Source organism: Bacillus sp. YP1, from assembly GCF_000877815.1.
GTDB lineage: Bacteria > Bacillota > Bacilli > Bacillales > Bacillaceae > Bacillus > Bacillus subtilis.
Window position 1 is genome coordinate 2,513,865 of the sequence record NZ_CP010014.1, and the last position, 19,963, is coordinate 2,533,827.

Sequence of the window (19,963 nt, forward strand, 5' to 3'; positions counted from 1 at the left end):
CTTCCTCCTTATGCCTCCAAAAGCTTAGACAGCTTTTTAAGCGCGTCAGCCCTATGGCTGATTTTATTTTTTTCATCACTTGTCAGTTCAGCCATTGTCTTATCTTTATCTTTCACGATAAAAATTGGGTCATAGCCAAAGCCATATTCTCCTCTCGGTTCTTCAGCAATATACCCTTCAACATGGCCTTCGACTGTTTTTGTTTCCTCTCCGGGAATACTCACGGCCAGTGCGCAGCGGAAACGGGCGGTGCGCTGTTCTTTTTCGATACCTTTCAGCTCGCTGAGCACTTTTTCGATATTTGCCTGGTCGTCTTTCTGTTCCCCTGCATAGCGGGCTGAATAAACCCCGGGCCTGCCGCCAAGATTATCGATGGATAGACCGGAGTCGTCCGCAATCACCATTTTGTTTACTGCTTTGGCAACAGCTTCCGCTTTCAGAATGGCATTTTCTTCAAATGTATGGCCTGTTTCTTCAATTTCTTCTGTGAATCCAATTTCAGCTAAAGATTTGACATCATAGCCTCTTGGCTCAAGAATTTCTTTGAATTCCTTCACTTTTCCCGGATTATGTGTCGCAATAATTGCTTCTTTCATGATGATCAAGCCTTTCTGTCTTTATTTCAGTTCTGGCAGAGAATCACCCAGCACTTCTTTTTGCTTGTCAATCAGCTCTTGAATTCCTTTTTCCGCAAGACCCAGAAGACCGTTCAGATCCTCTCTAGAAAAAGTTGCCTCTTCCCCGGTTCCCTGCAGTTCCACAAAACGGCCGCTGCCTGTCATGATGACATTCATGTCAACTTCAGCAGAGGAATCTTCTTCATAATTTAAATCTAACAAAATTCCCTGTTCCTTATCAATTCCAACAGAGATTGCAGCAAGAAAATCAGTGATCGGATTTGTCTTGATTGTTCCTGCTTTGATCAGCTTGCCAATCGCAATCGCCATAGCAAGAAATGCGCCTGTAATGGAAGCTGTTCTAGTTCCTCCATCAGCTTGAATAACATCACAGTCAATCCAAATCGTCCGTTCACCGAGCTTTTCCAGATCTACAACAGCTCGAAGCGCGCGGCCGATCAGGCGTTGGATCTCCATTGTTCTGCCGGAAATTTTCCCCTTAGAAGATTCTCTGATTGTTCTTTGGTTTGTTGCCCGCGGCAGCATGCTGTACTCTGCTGTAATCCAGCCTTTCCCTCCGCCCCGCAAAAACGGCGGTACGCGGTCCTCAACAGACGCGTTGCAGATTACCTTTGTATTCCCTGCTGTTATTAGAACAGAACCTTCCGGATGGCTGATAAAATCCAAATCGAATGTGATTGGACGCAGCTCATCGTGTTGTCTTCCGTCATGTCTCATGTTTTACCTCCGATTGTATGTACATAAACCATTTTTGTCCCGGAATTGAATAAAGAAAGAGGCAGCCGGAACGCTAACCTCTTTCTTTCTAGTATATCAAAAATCCCAATTTAAAAACTACCCGTATTCACTTGAGATGGTCTGGAGACCGGTTCTGTGAGCTTTTCGCCTTTTTCATTTACCAGCTCTGATTTTCCGTTCACTTTAACAGACACGCCTTTTATATCCGGCTGCTCCGTTAACGTGAGCACAATGCTGTTCAGCACTTCTGAAGAAATCATTTTCGTCTTCTCATCGGCGCTGCCGAATATAGATTGATTGAAATCCAACGTCACGCGCCCGTCTTTGATTTTCGGTTTGCTGACCAGCTTTACATCTTCACTGAAGTCTGTTAACAGCCCGCTCACCTTGCTTGGGCCTTTAGCCAATTCATTAATGGCTGCTGTGATGTCGTCTTTTTCCGAATTGTCGATTCGTTTCGTCACCGGCACGTAGTATTCACTGTCTTCATTTTCCGCCAAATAGTAGACTGTCAGCGGATGGGTAGCAGTGAGATCATTTACACCGGCTGTCTCCAAATTAATGCCGTCTTTGCGGCTTAAATCATCTGAGATTGGTGTCCCTCCTACAGGCATCTCCTTCAGTTCATGCCCGTTTATTCTCAGCTTCACTTTATCTATCGAACTAAATTGCGTCAGCGTCCACGTCACAGACTGAACGATTTTCTGTTCGTCTTCTTTCTTATAATTTTTGAACTCATTAGAGAAATCAGCTATCGCGGTTCCATCTTTTTTGATGTCAACGTTAACAGTTGTGTCAGCCGGCAATACCGCTCTGAAGCCATTCGGAAGAATTTCTGACACAGGCCCGCCCTGTACGAGGTATTCAAGCGCCTGCTTAGCCGTGCTCTCACTTTTAGGAAGAGGCAGCGTTTGCGCAACAACATACCCGTTTTTATCAATGAGATAAAGCTCCCTCATGACAGTAGATGAGGCCTGATCCGCTTTTGCGGTATCGCTTTTTTCACTTTCTGTTTTTTTGGCTGCTGTTGTATTTGAATTGGCACCCGCTTCATCGTTCACGAATGTAACGTCTTGAGGCGGATCAATTTCCTCGGCTGCCTTATCAGATTGAAACAAACCGCATCCGGATAAAAGCAAGGCAGAGGTGAGACAAGTGGCACCAATGACTGCAGGTCCTTTTTTCAGCATACTTTTCCCTCCTAAGGATGTTTGTACTATTATGTATACGAGCCTCTTTAGGAAATAGACCGAAGAATTCCGGCAAAACAGAAAAAAACCCGCAACATAACGTTGCGGGGAAAACTATCTTCTAATCGGTTCTTGCAGTGAGATGCATTCCACATGGCCCACCTCATGGCCAAACCAATCGTCTGCGATTTTCGCAAACTGATCACGCGCTCCTGTTGTCAAGAACTGATGATCCGGGGCATTCGCAGACTGGTTCAGCAGCCCTTTATACGAGAGAATCGTGCTGACTTCCCGGGCTGTTTCATCGCCGGACGAAATAATGTTAACGTGTTCTCCCATATATCTTTGAATGGCTTCTTTCAAAATGGGATAGTGGGTGCAACCTAAAATCAGCGAATCAATCGATGTATCTTTTAACGGATACAGCGAGGTTTTGACAATCTCGTCTGCTGTTTTGTCGAGAAACTTCCCGCTTTCCACAAAAGGCACAAGCAGCGGGCAGGCAAGGTTTTCAACCTTCAGATCAGGGTTTAATGCCAAAAGCGCCTCTTCGTATGCATTGCTCTTAATCGTATTCTCTGTGCCGATGACACCGATATGCTGATTATCCGTCACTTTTATCGCTGCTCTCGCACCAGGCTGGATCACTCCGACCACCGGTATACCGACGCTTCGCTGGATGTCATCCAATGCGATCGCTGTTGCTGTATTACAGGCGATCACCAGCATTTTGATGTGGTGGTTTTCGAGTAAATAATTCGTCAGCTCCCACGTATATTGAAGCACCTCTTCTTCAGGGCGCGGCCCATAAGGACACCGTTTCGTATCCCCGACGTAGATAATATTTTCTTTAGGTAGCTGTCTCATGATTTCCTTCGCAACGGTTAAACCGCCAACCCCGGAATCAATGACTCCTATTGGTTGTTCCAACAAAATCGCCTCATTTTCTCTTCATTTCATGCTGCAGTTTCATCAAAGATTTTTCGAAGATGGCTATTTCTTCATCTGTAAACGATTCGAACATATCACGCAGATATTCCTGTCTTTTTGTAATGACCTCTTGGATAATCCGTTCTCCTTCAGGCAGCAGATGTATCCGGACAACACGTCTGTCCGCCGGGTCCTTGACCCGCTCAACAAGCTCATTTTTTTGCATGCGGTCGATTAAGTCCGTTGTCGTGCTGCATGCCAGATACATTTTGCCCGATAATTCACCGATTGTCATATCTCCTAATTCATAAAGCCATTGCAAGCCGACAAATTGCGGCGGCGTAATCGCATATTGGTTAAGGATTTCTCGTCCTTTTTGCTTAATGATCGCGGCAATGTGGCGGAGTGACTTTTCAATATCCGCAACATGCTCCAAAGGTTTTGATGTCATTTGTCCATCCCTCACTCAAGGATCTCTTACGCACAAAAGCGTTCCGTGTCTATTTTCCTTCTTTTTTGAAGAAAATGCAAGACTCGCAGGAGAGAAATAGAGGACTTTAGTCAAACAACATCAAGAAATAAAATTTAATTTATGACTTGCCTACGTTTTGCACAGCATTCCAAATATGGTTTCGAATGTTCCAAACAAACAGCAATAACCGGCTCCTTCCAAAAGAAGGAATACCGGCAAGGATTAAAGCTCTAGCTCACCCATTCTAAGAAGCTCAACAACGGCTTGCGAACGCCCTTTCACACCCAATTTCTGCATGGCATTTGAAATATGGTTTCGAACGGTTTTCTCACTGATAAATAGCTCGCTTGCAATCTCCTTTGTTGTCTTATCTTGAACGAGCAATTCGAACACTTCTCTTTCTCTTTTCGTTAGCAGCGGCTTCGATTGAAATTCTTTCTCCTTCAAGTATTGTAACCCTCCTTGCTAAGGTGAGAGCGAATCAGAAACGAATGGGTTTTGATATAGTCGAGATATCATATGTAAGAAGGGCGCAGGAGGTGACGTTTACAAGATAATTAGTTTATCGTGTATGAAGAAGCGTTTCTTTCTCCTCATCTGTCCAGCTGACAGCTTTGCCGCTTTCCTTTGAGACTTGAACCATCACGACTGCCCCGGTGAAGCAGGGTTCGCCTTCGAGGTTCTCTCCGAGATAGTGCAAGGTAAGAGATGAACTGCCGACTGCGCTTGTTTTCACATAGATGCGCAATTCTTCATAAGGCATGACTTGGCGCAAATAATCGCATTGCTGGCTTGCCACGACTGTCATGGTCTGTTTGTTTTCACTCATCATATTCAGCTTTTTAAAATAAGAAATCCGCGCCTCCTCAAAATATATAAAAGGGGTTACATTATTCATATGCCCAAACATGTCTGTCTCGGAAAATCTTACGGATACCTCATTAAAAAAAGAAAAGGATGTTTTCCATTCTTGAAACGGCATATCAATATAAGCGGGAAGCTTCATCTTTTTTCATCTCCTTATTGTTTAAAAAAACCTCTCCCATGCGGAAGAGGTTTTTTCTTCTTATACTCTGTCGCTTCCGAAGAAATTGCGGAACGCTTGTAAGTTTGTATCTCTATTCAAGGCTGCAATCGAAGTGGTAAGCGGAATCCCCTTCGGACAGGATTGAACACAGTTTTGCGAGTTACCGCAATCTTGAAGGCCGCCTTCATCCATTAATGCTTCTAATCGTTCAGATTTATTCATAGCGCCTGTCGGATGCGCGTTAAACAGGCGGACTTGCGACATCGGTGCAGGCCCCATGAACTTCGATTTGCTGTTCACATTCGGGCAAGCTTCGAGGCAGACGCCGCATGTCATGCATTTTGATAATTCATATGCCCATTGACGGCGTTTTTCTGGCATTCTCGGCCCTGGTCCTAAATCGTACGTACCGTCAATCGGTATCCATGCTTTAACTTTTTTCAATGAATCAAACATTCTGCTGCGATCAACCTGCAAATCACGAACGACTGGGAATGTTTTCATTGGTTTTAAACGGATCGGCTGTTCAAGCTGGTCGATAAGCGCCGTGCAAGATTGGCGGGGTTTTCCGTTTATGACCATTGAACATGCGCCGCATACTTCCTCAAGACAGTTCATATCCCATGTGACAGGGGTTGTCTTCTCACCTTTGACATTAACCGGATTCCGGCGGATTTCCATCAGAGCGGAAATGACGTTCAGATTCGGGCGGTATGGAATCTCAAATTCTTCATCGTAAGGCGTGCTGTCGGCTGTATCTTGACGTGTGATAATAAATCGTATGGTTTTTTGTTCACTCATGATTATTTCGCCACCTTCTTCTTCGAGTAATCCCGTTTCCGAGGCGTTATCAGTGATACATCGACATCCTGATACTCAAATTCCGGCGCTTCATACGGGCTTACATGTTTAGCCATTGTTGTTTTGAGCCATTCATCATCATTACGTTCAGGATAATCCGGTTTATAATGGGCGCCCCGGCTTTCATTACGGTTGTATGCGCCAAGGGTAATCACCCTAGCAAGCTGAAGCATGTTTGAGAACTGGCGTGTGAACATCGCTCCCTGGTTGCTCCATTTTGTCGTATCATTGATGTTGATCTTTTTGAAGCGCTCCATTAACTCCTGAATTTTGTCATCCGTTTTCAAAAGCTTGTCATTATGGCGGACAACCGTTACGTTCGCCGTCATCCACTCACCGAGCTCTTTGTGAAGAACATAGGCATTTTCGGTTCCGTCCATACTCATAATATCAGCCCATTTTTCTTCTTCTTTCTTAACGTGAGCGTCGAATAATGATGAAGACATGTCTTCCGCTGAAGATTCTAAGCCGTTTACATATTTCACCGCATTCGGTCCGGCCACCATGCCTCCGTAAATCGCAGACAGCAAGGAGTTCGCTCCCAAGCGGTTGCCGCCGTGCATAGAATAATCACATTCCCCAGCCGCAAACAGTCCAGGGATGTTTGTCATTTGATCGTAATCCACCCATAAACCGCCCATAGAATAATGGACCGCAGGGAAGATTTTCATTGGAAGCTTACGCGGGTCGTCTCCCATGAATTTCTCATAAATCTCAATGATGCCGCCAAGCTTAATATCAAGCTCTTTCGGATCTTTATGAGACAGATCGAGATATACCATGTTTTCACCGTTAATGCCGAGCTTCTGGTTCACACACACATCAAATATTTCGCGTGTCGCAATATCACGCGGCACCAGGTTTCCGTATGCCGGATATTTTTCCTCCAGGAAATACCATGGTTTGCCGTCTTTATATGTCCACACGCGCCCGCCTTCACCACGCGCTGATTCACTCATCAGTCTTAGTTTGTCATCGCCCGGTATGGCTGTCGGGTGGATTTGAATGAATTCTCCGTTTGCATAATACGCTCCCTGCTGATAAACGATTGATGCAGCAGATCCTGTATTAATCATGGAGTTCGTTGATTTTCCAAAGATGATTCCCGGTCCGCCCGTCGCCATAATGACAGCGTCTGAACGGAAGGATTCAATTTGCATGTTTGTCAGGTTTTGTGCAACAATTCCACGGCAGGTTCTGTCATCATCTAAAACAGCGCCAAGGAATTCCCAGCCTTCGTATTTTGTGACCAGACCCGCAACTTCGTATCTGCGCACTTGCTCGTCCAGTGCGTAAAGCAGCTGCTGTCCCGTCGTCGCACCAGCATAAGCAGTTCTGTGGTGCTGTGTACCCCCGAATCGGCGGAAATCAAGCAGGCCTTCAGGCGTCCGGTTAAACATGACGCCCATCCGGTCTAATAAGTGGATGATCGAAGGCGCCGCTTCACACATCGCCTTGACCGGCGGCTGGTTGGCAAGAAAGTCTCCCCCGTATACCGTGTCATCAAAATGTTCCCACGGAGAGTCACCTTCCCCTTTTGTATTGACCGCTCCATTTATGCCGCCTTGCGCACAAACTGAATGAGAACGTTTGACAGGAACGATGGAAAACAATTTAACCGCCATTCCTGATTCCGCTGCTTTAATTGTCGCCATGAGGCCGGCAAGACCCCCGCCGACTACGATAATGCTTGATTGACTCATGATAGCCCCTCTCCCTCTAGTAATCTAGTACTCTTAAACAAATGCGAAAATCGCTTTTAAGCCTACGTATGACAGTGCAACAAAAATAATCAGCGTAACGTATGTCGAAATTCTTTGAGAACGAGGCGTTACCGTGATGCCCCATGTAACAGCGAAAGACCATAAACCGTTCGAGAAGTGGAAAATTGTTGATAAAACACCGACAATGTAAAAACCAAGCATAGCCGGAGAGCTCAAAATATTCGCCATCATGTCGAAATTGACCTCAGCACCCATTTGTGCGGCAATGCGGGTTTCCCACACGTGCCAGCTGACGAAAATGAGGGTGATGATACCGGTTACACGCTGCAGGACGAATAGCCAGTTTCTCATGTAGCTGTATTGGCCTGCGTTATTTTTCGCAGTAAACGCTATGTACACACCATAAACTGCATGATAAATTAATGGTAAGAAGATAATAAAAATTTCCAAGGCATACCTGAAAGGCAGACTATCCATAAAATGAGCAGCGCTATTGAATGCTTCAGCGCCCCTTGCGGCAAACTGGTTGACGACTAAATGCTGAATGAGAAAGATGCCGACCGGTATGACGCCAAGCAAGGAATGCAATCTTCGAAAATAAAACTCTCTGTTCCCAGACATTACTTTACCCCCTGTTTGATAAGTGCGAAATGTGCTAAATCTCTTCCCCCACTTCTTTCAATTGTAAGCACTTTATTAAGATTTATTGACAATTTCATTTTACTCCTCCCTCAAAAGGGCGTCAAGAAAACGCGTACATAAATTATAATTTTCCGAATTGATTAGTTGATTGAAAAATTTTATTTTATCAATATATATTTCTTGCTTAATTTTTCATAAGAATTACAGGATCATTCTGTAATCCTCCCCCCTGTTTGAGCTATAATATACGCAGGAGAGAGGGGAGACAGATATGAAGTCTAAATTTGAAGCATCTATTGACAACCTAAAAGAAATTGAAATGAACGCCTATGCCTACGAACTAATACGAGAGATCGTTCTCCCAGATATGCTTGGCCAAGATTACTCTTCCATGATGTATTGGGCAGGAAAACATCTCGCCCGTAAGTTTCCTCTTGAATCATGGGAGGAATTTCCGGCCTTCTTTGAAGAAGCGGGCTGGGGAACCCTCACCAACGTAAGCGCTAAAAAACAGGAGCTTGAATTTGAACTTGAAGGGCCGATCATTTCCAACCGGCTTAAACATCAGAAAGAACCTTGCTTTCAGCTGGAGGCTGGTTTTATCGCTGAACAAATTCAATTGATGAATGATCAGATTGCCGAATCATATGAACAAGTGAAAAAGAGAGCCGATAAAGTGGTTCTGACTGTGAAATGGGATATGAAAGACCCAGTGTAATCAAAAAGGCGGTGACTGCATAGTCCCGCCTTTTTGATTGTCATTACACAGCTGAAGGGTGTTTTGAAAGCTCAAATGCATCGTGAAGCGACTCGACTGCTTTCACCATGTCATTTTCGCTTACGACTGTTGACACTTTGATTTCAGATGTGCTGACCATTTTGATTAAAATATTTTTTTGCGCCAGTACAGCAAACATTTCAGCCGCTACACCAGGATTTGAGACCATGCCGGATCCAACAATGGATACTTTAGCCAATTTGCTTTCTGTCTCGATTTTCTCAAATTCTAGCGCGTCTTTATACTCTTCAAGCACTGCAACGGTTTGGTCTGCATCTTCTGTTTTGACAGAGAAGGAAATTCCAGTCTTGTCCTCGGCCTGCGTTTGGATAATGATATCCACATTTATGTTTCTTTTGGCAAGTGTCGTAAAAATAGTAGACAAAGTTGTCAGGCCGCTAGTCAGCCCGTAAATGGTTACTCTTGTGATTTGATCTTCAAATGCAATGCCTCTGACAATTAAATTCTGTTCCATGGATGATTCCTCCTCAATTAATGTTCCCGCTTCGGTTTCTGTACTTGAACGCACTTCTAACGGCACTTGGTAATTTTTCGCGAACTCAACTGCTCTCGGATGAAGAACACCGGCGCCTAAATTGGCAAGCTCAAGCATTTCATCGTATGAGATGCCCGCAAGTTTTCTCGCTGATTTCACATAGCGCGGATCGGTTGTAAACACGCCTGGCACGTCTGTGTATATGTCACATTTATCAGCTTTTAAAGCGGCAGCCAAAGCAACTGCTGTTGTATCTGAACCGCCCCGGCCCAATGTCGTAATTTCACAATCCTCTGTCATGCCTTGGAATCCTGCGACAATGACAATTTTTCCCTTTTCGAGCTGGTCTGCTAAAACCGATGTGTCGATATCTGTAATTCTGGCGTTTCCGTGAATGGCCTCTGTACGGATTCCCGCCTGCCAGCCAGTATAAGACACAGCGTCATAGCCTTTTTCCTGCAATGCCATTGAAAGGAGTGAAATCGTGACCTGCTCGCCTGTCGCCAGCAGCATATCCATTTCGCGTTTGCTGGGCTGGTCAGAAATAGCTTTTGCAAGGCTGACCAATTCGTCAGTGGATTTTCCCATTGCTGAAACGACGACAACGACTTGATGGCCTTTCTGTTTTTCTGCAATTGCGCGGTTTGCCGCATTTTGAATTTTTTCGACTGAGCCGACGGAAGTGCCTCCGAATTTTTGTACAATAAGACCCATGTATTACCACCCTTTACATTTTGGTTCGTGCGGGTGAGGAGAAAGAGCGCTTTGTCCACAATAAAAAAAGCAATGAGAGGAATACTCTCATTGCTTATCAATTAATCATCATAAATGATTATGAACAACGAGATAGCCCTCCAAGAAAATGATTTCTTGACAGCCTTACATTTATTCAATGCACGGCCAGCAAATAATACCGATGGGGTTTTATTTGCTTCGGCGACGCTCCCCTTTCAGCCTTTTTCACAGAATCCATCTTTCTCCAAAGGCATACTCTTGAAGTTCGCACCTCTATCTTCACCATATAACACGATCTAACTATGAAATTAGTTCACATTTTATCAGATCTTATTTAAAAGGACAACATTATTTTTGCAATTTGTCGTAAAGGAGCTGAGCCGCCGCTGCGGGAACACCGGCTTTTTTGATGTCCTCAAGGCTTGCTTCCTTCATTTTTTTAACGGAACCGAAATGCTTTAACAGCATTTTCTTTCTTTTCTCTCCGATACCCGGGATGTCGTCCAAAACGGATTGAAACGCGCTTTTTCCGCGGATTTGCCTGTGAAAACTGATTGCAAAACGGTGCACCTCGTCCTGGATGCGCTGCAGGAGGTAAAATTCCTGGCTGTTTCGTTCCAGATACACCACCTCCAGCGGCTCACCGATCAGTAAATTTGAGGTTCTGTGTTTTTCATCTTTCGCTAAACCGGCGATCGGGATATCCAAGCCGAGTTCATTTTCAATGACATCCCTTGCTGCGTTGATCTGCCCTTTTCCTCCGTCAATGATAATCAGATCAGGCAGCGGCAGATTCTCACGAAGCACTCTCGTATAGCGTCTTCTGACAACCTCTCTCATAGAACCGTAATCATCCGGCCCTGTAACGGTTTTGATTTTATATTTGCGGTATTCCTTTTTGTATGGTTTGCCGTCGATAAACACAATCATCGCGGAAACCGGGTTTGTCCCCTGTATGTTTGAGTTATCAAACGCTTCAATTCTGTGCGGCGTATAAATATTTAATGCCTCACCTAGTTTCTGCACAGCCCCGATTGAACGCTCCTCGTCGCGTTCGATTAAAGAGAATTTTTCTTTCAATGCGATTTTCGCATTTTTATGGGCAAGCATGAGCAGTTCTTTTTTCGGGCCTTTCTTCGGCTGGTGAACGTTTGTTTCCAGCAGCTGCTCGATCATGGATTGATCTACGCTGTCCGGAACTAAAATCTCCTTCGGAAGGAAATGGTTGTTTTTTGAATAGAACTGCCCGATGAACGTGAGGAACTCTTCATCTGCTTCCTGATAAAGCGGGAACATGCTGACATCGCGTTCAATGAGCTTCCCTTGGCGGATGAAAAAGACCTGCACGCACATCCAGCCCTTATCGTACGCGTACGCGAATACATCACGGTCGACTAGATCGTTCATCGTCATTTTTTGTTTTTCCATCGTTGATTCAATATGGGCCATTTGGTCACGAAGCTCTTTTGCTCGTTCAAACTCAAGATTCTCAGCAGCTTCATGCATTTTCTCTTCAAGCTCTTTTTTGACCTCATTATAGCCGCCCCTTAAGAAACGTGTAATGCTTTCAACCAGCTCTCTGTTCGTCTCTTCGGAAATATCCTTTACACACGGAGCGAGGCATTGGCCCAGATGATAGTAAAGGCACACTCTGTCCGGGAGCTTGGAGCATTTTCTGAGAGGATACAGACGGTCGAGCAGTTTTTTTGTTTCCCTTGCTGCCTGTACATTCGGATACGGCCCGAAATAGCGCCCTTTGTCTTTTTTGACATTGCGGGTGACAATCAGCCTTGGGTGGCGTTCATGGGTGAGTTTTATGAAAGGATAGGTTTTGTCGTCTTTGAGCATGACGTTGTATTTCGGATCATGCTTTTTGATCAGATTCATTTCTAAAATAAGCGCTTCAAGATTGGAGGACGTCACGATATATTCAAAATCCTCGATTTCCGTCACAAGCCTTTGGGTTTTCGCGTCGTGAGAACCGGTGAAGTAGGAGCGCACTCTGTTTTTCAGCACTTTTGCTTTCCCTACGTAGATCACAGTCTGCTGCCGGTCCTTCATGAGATAACAACCCGGTTGATCAGGAAGGAGGGCGAGTTTTTCTTTCAGTTGTTTGTTCATATGTTACCCTTCCTTATGTTTAATCCTTTATTTCCAGTTTAACACGAACGTTTGTTTTTCTCTATGGTTCACAATTGGCGAATAAAAAAAGCGATCCCTCAATCGGAATCGCTCTGGCATGTAAGCAGCGGAAAATTAAAGATGTTTGTTTACAAGCTCTTGAAGCGCTTCTTTTGGTTTGAAGCCGACTGAAGTTTCAACTACTTCGCCGTCTTTTAACACAAGAAGAGTCGGGATGCTCATAACGCCGTATTTTCCGGCAGTTTCTTGGTTTTCGTCTACATCGATTTTTACGATTTTCAGTTTGTCTCCCATTTCTTGATCCAATTCTTCAAGAACAGGTGCAATCATTTTACAAGGTCCGCACCAAGGAGCCCAGAAGTCTGCCAGTACGACGCCTTCGCTTGTTTCAGCTGAGAAAGATTGATCAGTTGCTTTTACGATAGCCATTATTGAATTCCTCCAATGTGAAATGATGATTTTTAGTATAGCATCTCCCATTCGTTCACGCTATTTTAATGCTTACAAATTATTTTTTCCTGATCACAGCCGGTTTACTCATTTTTATATGGTTGAATGGGATATGCTCTTTTTTTAAAACACAAATCTGATAATGGCCCCGATCACTACAATTGCCCCAATAATCATTAAAATGGTACGAAGCATAGGATCACATCTCCTCTTCACTGTCATGTACTTTACCATGCCCTGCCGGAGCTGTTTTAAAACCTGAAAAAGAGCGCCGGCATGAAGCTCCGGCGCTCTTGCGCGATTAAGAATCAGCACGCAGCGTAAGTAAGACGACTGACATTGGCGGGAGTTTTACTTTCAGTTTGTTTTTGCTGAGCGTGTATTGTCTGAAGGATTCCGGTTTGACATGATGAGGATCGTCAAACGTGTTATGCGCATTCATTTTTTCTGCCGTAAGAATGACTCCGGAATGGTCCGCTGCCTTGTGTAGGCCCCTCAGCTCGATTTCCGCCTCCGCTTTGTTTTGGTGATCGATGTTGCAAATTGTGATATTGATATCGCCTTCAGCTTGTTTCGACGCTGAAATGCTGATTTGCGGAAGCGTTTCACCGTTCCATTCATAGTCGGCAGACATTGTCTCTGTGGCTAAAAGAGAAGCGTCCTGGTGCACCTTAAACATATTGAATACATGGTACGTCGGTGTCAAAAGCATCCGCTCTCCCTCAGTCAAAATCATCGCTTGAAGAACATTTACTGTTTGGGCGATGTTGGCCATTTGCACCCGGCGGCAATGTTGATGGAAAATGTGGAAATGAGAAGCCGCCACCAGTGCATCACGAATGGTGTTTTGCTGATATAAGAAACCGGGATTCGTGCCTGGCTCGGGATCAAACCACGTGCCCCATTCATCAATAATCAGCCCGACCCGCTGCTCCGGATCGTACCGGTCCATAATCGTGCCGTGTTTTTGAATCAATTCATCGATGTATTTGGCTTTTTTCATCGTAATAAACCATTCATCTTCCGTGAATTCTGTGGCTGATCCTTTGCCCTTCCAAAAATCCCCCGGAATCGTGTAATAATGAAGACTCAACCCGTCCATCAGGCCAGCGGCTTTTTTCATAAGCACGTCCGTCCAATTAAAATCATCCACATTTGCGCCGCCTGCAATTTTATAAATGTCATTCCCGCTGTAATTGCGGACATAAGTCTGAAAACGCCGGTACAGATCTGCGTAGTATTCGGGATGCATGTTGCCGCCGCAGCCCCAGTTTTCATTGCCCACGCCGAAATATTTCAGCTTCCAAGGTTCTTCTCTTCCATTTTGCTTTCTCCAGTCTGACATCGGCGTGCCTTCTTCAAATGTCATATACTCAATCCACTCCGCCATTTCCTGAACGGTTCCGCTTCCGACATTGCCGCAAATATATGGCTCGCATTCAAGCAGCTCGCAAAGCATCATAAATTCATGCGTTCCGAATTCATTTGATTCAATTGTACCGCCCCAGTGAGTGTTCAGCATTGTCTTACGGTCACCGACACCGTTTGCCCAATGGTATTCGTCCGCAAAACACCCGCCCGGCCACCTGAGGACAGGAATGTGCAGCTGTTTGAGCGCCTCCAGCACGTCCTTTCGTATCCCGTTGATATTGGGGATGTCTGAGTCCGTTCCGACCCAGATCCCCTCATAAATCCCTCTTCCTAAATGCTCAGCAAAATGACCGTATATATTTTTGTTAATGGTTCCTTTTACGATATCTGTTTGAATCACTGCTTGATGTTCAGACATGCCTCTGATCATTCCTTTCATACGGATATGAAAAGCACCACAGTCAAATATGTGATCTGTCTTTTTGCCTGAGGAGTCAGCATGAATGTAAGCGCTTTTAAAGTAACCATATTATATATGTTCGTACATGTCAACGACATTTTCTATTGGTTTTATATTTGTACGTATGTATTTATAAATATGAAAAAATCCCGAACTTTTAAAGTCCGGGATTTCCTTTATGAGTGTATATTCAATTGTTTGAATTCCTCAGTTAATAACGGGACAACTTCAAATAAATCACCGACGATGCCGTAATCCGCTATTTTAAAGATATCGGCTTCAGGATCTTTATTGATGGCGACGATCACCTTGCTGTTTGACATGCCGGCCAAATGCTGGATGGCGCCGGAAATGCCGCATGCAATGTACAAATCCGGAGTGACGACTTTCCCGGTCTGCCCGATTTGGAGAGCGTAATCGCAATAATCAGCGTCACATGCCCCGCGAGAAGCCCCGACTGCGGCCCCTAGCACCTCTGCAAGCTTCTGCAGCGGCTGAAATCCTTCCATGCTTTTGACTCCTCGGCCGCCCGCAACGATAATTTTTGCTTCGGAGAGATCAACGCCGTCAGCTGTTTTTTTCACGACCTCTTGGATAACAGTGCGGAGGTCAGTAAGAGAAACATCAATGCTTTCGATGCTCCCCGATCTGCTGGTGTCTTTTTCTGAAGCTTGAATGTTATTGGGGCGAATTGTTGCAAAGATCATCGGATCGGTTGAAATGACGCGTTCAAAAGCTTTCCCCGAGTAAATCGGCCGTGTGAACACAACATTTCCTCCGGTAACGCTTACATCTATAGCATCAGAAATTAAGCCTGTTTGCAGCCGGGCAGCAAGCTTCGGTGAAAGATCCTTGCCCATTGCCGTATGCCCGAAGATGACTGAATCAGGATTTTCTTGCTCGATAACACCTCTCATGACCTGACTGTACCCGTCTGCCGTGTATGTTCTCAGCTTCGGGTCCTCAGCGGTAAGAACTTTATCTGCTCCGTAATGAATAAGCTCTTGTGCAATGCTTTGTACATTTTCACCGATGAGAACACCGATGACTTCCCCATCTCCTGATATGGTTCTTCCTGCAGCTATTGCTTCAAAGGTGACATTCCGCAATTCCCCATCGCGTATTTCTCCAAGCACGATCACTTTTTTTCCCATTCTAACATCCCCCTGTTTCTTTGAATGTCCAAGCTTTAAATGACTTTAGCTTCGCTGCGGAGCAATGAAACAAGCTCTTTTGCCTGTTCAGCAGGCTCACCTTGGAGAAGCTTCCCGGCTTCTTTTTTCGGCGGCAGAAAACGTTCAATGGTTTTCAGCTTTGGTTCAGCATCCTCTTCGTCCAGGTCAAGATCATCAAGTTCAAGCTCTTCAAGCGGCTTTTTCTTAGCCTTCATAATTCCCGGAAGCGATGGATAGCGCGGCTCGTTTAAGCCCTGCTGAGCTGTGACAAGCAATGGGAGCGTCGTTTTGATTTTTTCAACATCCCCTTCGACGTCCCTTTCTGCTTCTGCATCAGTGCCGTTGATTTCGAGTTTGGTGATCGTAGTGATACACGGAATGTCCAGTAGCTCGGCAAGCCGAGGCGCCACTTGTCCTGATCCTCCGTCAATGGCAACATTTCCGCCGAGAATCAAATCAAACTCCTGATTCTTCATATAGTGGTATAAAACTTGAGAAATGGAATATTGGTCGGGTTCTTCAAGATCATCTTCTATGTTGATTAAAACAGCTTGGTCACAACCCATGGCAAGCGCCGTACGCAATTCTTTCTCCGCTTCTTCACCGCCGACCGTGACGGCGGTGATCGTGCCGCCATGCTTTTCCTTCAGCTGGATGGCTTCTTCTATCGCGTACTCATCATATGGATTAATGATCCATTCCGCTCCGTCATCCTGAATCTTTCCTGTTTCAATGACGATTTTTTCTTCTGTGTCAAACGTCCGTTTCATCAGTACAAATAGATTCATGATCATATCCCCTTTTATTCGCCTTTGAACTGAGGCTTTCTTTTTTCGAGAAATGCCTGGATGCCTTCCTTGGCGTCCTCTGACTCAAATGCTTCCCCAAATCGCTTTGCTTCAAGCTTTAAGCTGCCTTCATAGGAATACACCTTGTTGGAATAAAGAAGTTCAAGCAAAGATGCCAGCGTTTGTGGGCTTTTCTCTGCAAACTTAGCGGCAAGTGCTTTTGCTTTTTCAATCACTTCTGCCTCATCTTTCGCTCCAATTGAGACAAGTCCGAGATCAAGCGCTTCTTTTCCGGATATCGGTTCTCCTGATCCGATAAGCTCTAATGCTTTGGCTGTACCGACATATCTCGGAAGGCGCTGTGTCCCCGCAAAACCTGGAATGATACCGAGATTAAGCTCCGGGAGCCCCAGCTTAGCATCTTCTGTTGCGATTCTGATATGACAGGCCATCGCAAGCTCCAGCCCGCCTCCGAGAGCAGCGCCGTGAATCGCTGCGATAATCGGTTTTGGAAAGCTTTCGATTCTCTCCATTAACTGCTGGCCGCGCTCAGCGAGCAATGAGGAATCCTCATTGCCTTTAAGCGATGTAAATTCTTTAATATCAGCGCCGGCTGAGAAAAATCTTCCCTCGCCGTGAATGATAATGCTTCGAACGCCTGCATCTGTCTCACATTGATCAAGACAGGAAGACAGCTCTTCTAATATCCGGCTGGAAAGCGCATTTGCCGGCGGATTGTGAATCGCCAAAACTGCCACAAATTGATCAACTGCCAGTGATATTGCATTCATAGGACAGAACTCCTTTACTTATTATGAATTCCGGACACCAATAATTCTAAAACGCTGTCTGAAAGCGCAGCAAGATCGTACTTTTGGTCATTCATCACCCAAGTTGTCACGGTTTCGTCAATCGTTCCAAAAATCATCTGCCGGGCGAGGCGGACGTCGAGGCCTTCTTTTAATTCGCCTGATTGTATGCCTTCCGTCAAAATGCCATCCAAAATATTTAAGTAGCCTTTTAATATTTCGTTGATTTTTTGGCGCAGCTCCAAGTTGGATTGGCGGAGCTCAAGCTGCGTGACAATTGCGAGATTATGGTCACCCGCTAAAAGGGAAAAATGCTTTGAAATCACAAGCGCCAATTTCTCTTTCGCTGTTGCTTTTTCTTTAATGTCCTCTTCCATCCGCTCAATAAATTGACCCATTTTTTCTTTGAAAAGAGAAATTAAAATATCTTCTTTGTTTTTAAAATAGAGATAGATGGTGCCGTCCGCTACCCCAGCTTGTTTGGCAATTTTGGATACCTGTGACTGGTGGTAGCCGTTTTCTGCAATGACTTCTACTGCTGCATCAATAATCTGCATATACTTTGGCCGTTTTTGCTTCAATGTTCATCGTTCCTTCCTATAGAAATGAATGACTATTCATTCATAATTTCATGATAAGAAGGATTTTCAGGTTTGTCAAGTTTATTCATAGGCGTTCTCTTTTTTTTATTTGATATGATGATTTTCGGTTTCTTCTTCAAGTAAACGCCTTCTTAAAATTTTTCCCACCGCCGTTTTCGGCAACTCCTTTCTGAAGTCATAGGCTTTCGGCACCTTATAGGGAGCTAGACGTGATCTCGCAAAAGCGTCCAGTTCTTCTGCATCGGCTTTTGCGCCTTTCTTTAATACGACAAATGCTTTTACTGTTTCTCCCCTGTAGGAATCGGGAACGCCTGCAACAACAATTTCCTGTATGGCTTCATGTTCATAAAGCGCTTCTTCTACCTCACGCGGGTAAATATTGTAACCGCCGGCAATGATGATATCCTTCTTCCTGTCAACAATATAGAAAAAGCCTTCTTCATCCATATAGCCCATGTCCCCGGTGAACAGCCAGCCATCTCTCAGCACTGCGGCTGTTTCCTCTGGTTTATTCCAGTATCCTTTCATGACTTGCGGACCTTTTACAATGATTTCTCCATGCTCATACGGAGCGGCAAGCTCACCCGTCTCTTCAGAATAGATCGCAGCGTCCGTACTTGGCCAAGGACAGCCGATACTGCCCGGCTTGTTTTTTCCCCAGATAAAATTGGCGTGCGTCACTGGGGATGCCTCAGACAAACCATAGCCTTCCACAAGCTTTCCGCCAGTCACCTTTTCAAATTTCTGCTTTACCTCCACAGGGAGCGCGGCTGATCCGCTAAGACAGCTTTTAATGGATGACAGATCATAATGCTGCAATTCGGGGTGATGCAAAAGGCCAATGTAAATTGTCGGTGCGCCAGGAAAGAGCGTCGGTTTGTGTTTGTCGATGATTTTAAGTGTTTCGAGCGGATCAAACTTAGGAAGAAGAATCATTTCGAAGCCTAGTTTAATCGAATAGTTCATGACTGCCGTCAGTCCGTAGACATGAAAAAACGGGACGATGCCCAGCACTTTTTCAGCGCCTTCTTTCACGTCATACATCCAAGCGGCGCACATTTCAGTATTTGCCAAAATATTTTGGTGCGTGAGCATGACCCCTTTTGGAGCTCCGGTTGTTCCTCCGGTATACTGGAGGACAGCGATATCATGCTCAGGATCGATCTTCGGGATTGTCAGGAGTTCAGTTTTTTCCTGCTTCATACTGGAAGCGAACGTGTGAATGTTAGCTGTTTTGTCAAAGTCGATATGCACTTTTTGTTTTTGCGTCAGCGGGTAAAGAATATTCTTCGGAAAAGGCAAATAGTCTTTTACGCTGGTTATCAAAATCTGGTCGACTATTGATAACGTTTTCATTTTTATTGCCTTCGGGAAAAGCAAATCTAAGGTGATGATTACACTTACCTGAGCATCTCTAAGCTGGTATTCAAGCTCGTGCTCGGTATAAAGCGGATTCGTCTGCACCACGATGCCACCGGCAAACAAGACGCCATAATAAGAAATCACTGTTTGCGGGCAATTGGGCAGCATAACAGCCACTCTGTCTCCTTTTTGCAGGCCATTGCACTGCAAAAAAGCTGCAAGTTTAAGAGCATCCGTCAGAATGTCATGAAAGGTGAGTTTTTTTCCATAAAACGATATTGCGGTTTTATCAGGGAATCGTGCGGCGGAGTCTGTCAGGATGGATTGCAGGGTTTTATTCGGCAACGGAAGCTCATGCGGGATATCGTTGGGATACTCGGCAAGCCACGGCTTTTGAGACTGCATAAAACCTCCCCTTTCGATTTTAGAGATCCACCTTATCATTATAGCAGATGGACGGCAAAAAAAAGAAAAAGAAAGGTAAATCTTTCTTTTTCTCATAATATGAACAGATATATAAGACCAATTAACAAAAAGATTCCCGCTGCGGCGAGCAGTATTTTCGCAAGCTTT

20 protein-coding genes and 1 riboswitch are annotated in these 19,963 nt (G+C 44.9%); of the genes, 1 reads left to right on the forward strand and 19 read right to left on the reverse strand.

All coding sequences use genetic code 11. The features are described 5' to 3' along the window. Positions 1 to 8 precede the first annotated feature (8 nt). The 10 genes from QF06_RS12385 to sdhC all read right to left on the reverse strand — a co-directional run bounded on the left by QF06_RS12385 (position 9) and on the right by sdhC (position 8,201). Complete coding sequence (locus QF06_RS12385; RefSeq protein WP_015251523.1) at positions 9 to 605, reverse strand: XTP/dITP diphosphatase; 597 nt, start codon at positions 603 to 605, stop codon at positions 9 to 11. A 12-nt stretch (positions 606 to 617) separates the two neighbouring features. Beyond that, positions 618 to 1,355, reverse strand: a complete 738-nt coding sequence (gene rph, locus QF06_RS12390; protein ID WP_003246039.1) for a ribonuclease PH — start codon at positions 1,353 to 1,355, stop codon at positions 618 to 620. A 110-nt stretch (positions 1,356 to 1,465) separates the two neighbouring features. Further along, on the reverse strand, positions 1,466 to 2,566 hold the full coding sequence (gene gerM, locus QF06_RS12395; protein ID WP_021480263.1) for a spore germination protein GerM: 1,101 nt from the start codon (positions 2,564 to 2,566) through the stop codon (positions 1,466 to 1,468). A gap of 114 nt (positions 2,567 to 2,680) precedes the next feature. Then, complete coding sequence (racE, locus tag QF06_RS12400) at positions 2,681 to 3,499, reverse strand: glutamate racemase (RefSeq protein WP_015251521.1); 819 nt, start codon at positions 3,497 to 3,499, stop codon at positions 2,681 to 2,683. Positions 3,500 to 3,506: 7 nt separating this feature from the next. Next, the gene (locus QF06_RS12405) at positions 3,507 to 3,947 is read right to left on the reverse strand and encodes a MarR family winged helix-turn-helix transcriptional regulator (RefSeq protein ID WP_003229573.1); all 441 of its coding nucleotides are present in this window, start codon (positions 3,945 to 3,947) and stop codon (positions 3,507 to 3,509) included. A gap of 243 nt (positions 3,948 to 4,190) precedes the next feature. After that, positions 4,191 to 4,415 (reverse strand): spore germination transcription factor GerE, encoded by a 225-nt coding sequence (gene gerE / locus QF06_RS12410; protein ID WP_003184172.1) that lies wholly within the window; start codon positions 4,413 to 4,415, stop codon positions 4,191 to 4,193. Between the two features lie 115 nt (positions 4,416 to 4,530). Next, entirely contained in the window at positions 4,531 to 4,974 is a 444-nt protein-coding gene (locus QF06_RS12415) for an acyl-CoA thioesterase (protein WP_015251520.1), read from the reverse strand. A 60-nt stretch (positions 4,975 to 5,034) separates the two neighbouring features. Next, positions 5,035 to 5,796, reverse strand: a complete 762-nt coding sequence (gene sdhB / locus QF06_RS12420) for a succinate dehydrogenase iron-sulfur subunit (protein WP_014477584.1) — start codon at positions 5,794 to 5,796, stop codon at positions 5,035 to 5,037. A gap of 2 nt (positions 5,797 to 5,798) precedes the next feature. Then, positions 5,799 to 7,559, reverse strand: a complete 1,761-nt coding sequence (sdhA, locus tag QF06_RS12425) for a succinate dehydrogenase flavoprotein subunit (protein WP_003229567.1) — start codon at positions 7,557 to 7,559, stop codon at positions 5,799 to 5,801. A gap of 33 nt (positions 7,560 to 7,592) precedes the next feature. Next, entirely contained in the window at positions 7,593 to 8,201 is a 609-nt protein-coding gene (sdhC, locus tag QF06_RS12430) for a succinate dehydrogenase cytochrome B558 (protein ID WP_003222512.1), read from the reverse strand. Positions 8,202 to 8,493: 292 nt separating this feature from the next. On the opposite strand from sdhC, the gene QF06_RS12435 reads away from it, so the two are divergent. Then, positions 8,494 to 8,940: a YslB family protein gene (locus tag QF06_RS12435; RefSeq protein ID WP_003222508.1), complete on the forward strand. Its 447-nt coding sequence runs from the start codon at positions 8,494 to 8,496 to the stop codon at positions 8,938 to 8,940. 43 nt (positions 8,941 to 8,983) lie between these two features. Here QF06_RS12435 and QF06_RS12440 read toward each other — a convergent pair whose 3' ends face one another. The 9 genes from QF06_RS12440 to lcfA form a co-directional block, all read right to left on the reverse strand. Further along, positions 8,984 to 10,210, reverse strand: a complete 1,227-nt coding sequence (locus QF06_RS12440) for an aspartate kinase (protein WP_024572581.1) — start codon at positions 10,208 to 10,210, stop codon at positions 8,984 to 8,986. Between the two features lie 125 nt (positions 10,211 to 10,335). Continuing rightward, positions 10,336 to 10,515, reverse strand: a riboswitch (Lysine riboswitch). Between the two features lie 64 nt (positions 10,516 to 10,579). Continuing rightward, positions 10,580 to 12,352: an excinuclease ABC subunit UvrC gene (gene uvrC, locus QF06_RS12445; RefSeq protein WP_032726341.1), complete on the reverse strand. Its 1,773-nt coding sequence runs from the start codon at positions 12,350 to 12,352 to the stop codon at positions 10,580 to 10,582. Positions 12,353 to 12,487: 135 nt separating this feature from the next. After that, positions 12,488 to 12,802, reverse strand: coding sequence for a thioredoxin (gene trxA, locus QF06_RS12450; RefSeq protein WP_003222500.1), 315 nt, complete (start codon positions 12,800 to 12,802; stop codon positions 12,488 to 12,490). A gap of 322 nt (positions 12,803 to 13,124) precedes the next feature. After that, the gene (abfB, locus tag QF06_RS12455; RefSeq protein WP_015483534.1) at positions 13,125 to 14,612 is read right to left on the reverse strand and encodes an alpha-L-arabinofuranosidase AbfB; all 1,488 of its coding nucleotides are present in this window, start codon (positions 14,610 to 14,612) and stop codon (positions 13,125 to 13,127) included. 218 nt (positions 14,613 to 14,830) lie between these two features. Next, the gene (gene etfA, locus QF06_RS12460; protein ID WP_041851065.1) at positions 14,831 to 15,808 is read right to left on the reverse strand and encodes an electron transfer flavoprotein subunit alpha; all 978 of its coding nucleotides are present in this window, start codon (positions 15,806 to 15,808) and stop codon (positions 14,831 to 14,833) included. Between the two features lie 35 nt (positions 15,809 to 15,843). Then, the gene (etfB, locus tag QF06_RS12465) at positions 15,844 to 16,617 is read right to left on the reverse strand and encodes an electron transfer flavoprotein subunit beta (RefSeq protein ID WP_014477591.1); all 774 of its coding nucleotides are present in this window, start codon (positions 16,615 to 16,617) and stop codon (positions 15,844 to 15,846) included. A gap of 14 nt (positions 16,618 to 16,631) precedes the next feature. Continuing rightward, positions 16,632 to 17,408, reverse strand: a complete 777-nt coding sequence (locus QF06_RS12470) for an enoyl-CoA hydratase (RefSeq protein ID WP_041851066.1) — start codon at positions 17,406 to 17,408, stop codon at positions 16,632 to 16,634. A 14-nt stretch (positions 17,409 to 17,422) separates the two neighbouring features. Continuing rightward, positions 17,423 to 18,007: a fatty acid metabolism transcriptional regulator FadR gene (fadR, locus tag QF06_RS12475; RefSeq protein WP_014477593.1), complete on the reverse strand. Its 585-nt coding sequence runs from the start codon at positions 18,005 to 18,007 to the stop codon at positions 17,423 to 17,425. Positions 18,008 to 18,112: 105 nt separating this feature from the next. Then, positions 18,113 to 19,795 (reverse strand): long-chain-fatty-acid--CoA ligase LcfA, encoded by a 1,683-nt coding sequence (gene lcfA / locus QF06_RS12480; protein ID WP_041851067.1) that lies wholly within the window; start codon positions 19,793 to 19,795, stop codon positions 18,113 to 18,115. Positions 19,796 to 19,963: the final 168 nt, after the last annotated feature.

Excerpts from the sequence above, each read along its gene's own strand:
- etfA (WP_041851065.1), bottom strand. The coding sequence starts at position 15,808 with ATGGGAAAAAAAGTGATCGTGCTTGGAGAAATACGCGATGGGGAATTG.
- trxA (WP_003222500.1), bottom strand. The coding sequence starts at position 12,802 with ATGGCTATCGTAAAAGCAACTGATCAATCTTTCTCAGCTGAAACAAGC.
- uvrC (WP_032726341.1), bottom strand. The coding sequence starts at position 12,352 with ATGAACAAACAACTGAAAGAAAAACTCGCCCTCCTTCCTGATCAACCG.
- QF06_RS12470 (WP_041851066.1), bottom strand. The coding sequence starts at position 17,408 with ATGAATGCAATATCACTGGCAGTTGATCAATTTGTGGCAGTTTTGGCG.
- sdhA (WP_003229567.1), bottom strand. The coding sequence starts at position 7,559 with ATGAGTCAATCAAGCATTATCGTAGTCGGCGGGGGTCTTGCCGGCCTC.
- sdhC (WP_003222512.1), bottom strand. The coding sequence starts at position 8,201 with ATGTCTGGGAACAGAGAGTTTTATTTTCGAAGATTGCATTCCTTGCTT.
- gerM (WP_021480263.1), bottom strand. The coding sequence starts at position 2,566 with ATGCTGAAAAAAGGACCTGCAGTCATTGGTGCCACTTGTCTCACCTCT.
- abfB (WP_015483534.1), bottom strand. The coding sequence starts at position 14,612 with ATGTCTGAACATCAAGCAGTGATTCAAACAGATATCGTAAAAGGAACC.
- rph (WP_003246039.1), bottom strand. The coding sequence starts at position 1,355 with ATGAGACATGACGGAAGACAACACGATGAGCTGCGTCCAATCACATTC.
- etfB (WP_014477591.1), bottom strand. The coding sequence starts at position 16,617 with ATGAATCTATTTGTACTGATGAAACGGACGTTTGACACAGAAGAAAAA.
- sdhB (WP_014477584.1), bottom strand. The coding sequence starts at position 5,796 with ATGAGTGAACAAAAAACCATACGATTTATTATCACACGTCAAGATACA.
- QF06_RS12435 (WP_003222508.1), top strand. The coding sequence starts at position 8,494 with ATGAAGTCTAAATTTGAAGCATCTATTGACAACCTAAAAGAAATTGAA.
- QF06_RS12440 (WP_024572581.1), bottom strand. The coding sequence starts at position 10,210 with ATGGGTCTTATTGTACAAAAATTCGGAGGCACTTCCGTCGGCTCAGTC.
- lcfA (WP_041851067.1), bottom strand. The coding sequence starts at position 19,795 with ATGCAGTCTCAAAAGCCGTGGCTTGCCGAGTATCCCAACGATATCCCG.
- QF06_RS12415 (WP_015251520.1), bottom strand. The coding sequence starts at position 4,974 with ATGAAGCTTCCCGCTTATATTGATATGCCGTTTCAAGAATGGAAAACA.
- QF06_RS12405 (WP_003229573.1), bottom strand. The coding sequence starts at position 3,947 with ATGACATCAAAACCTTTGGAGCATGTTGCGGATATTGAAAAGTCACTC.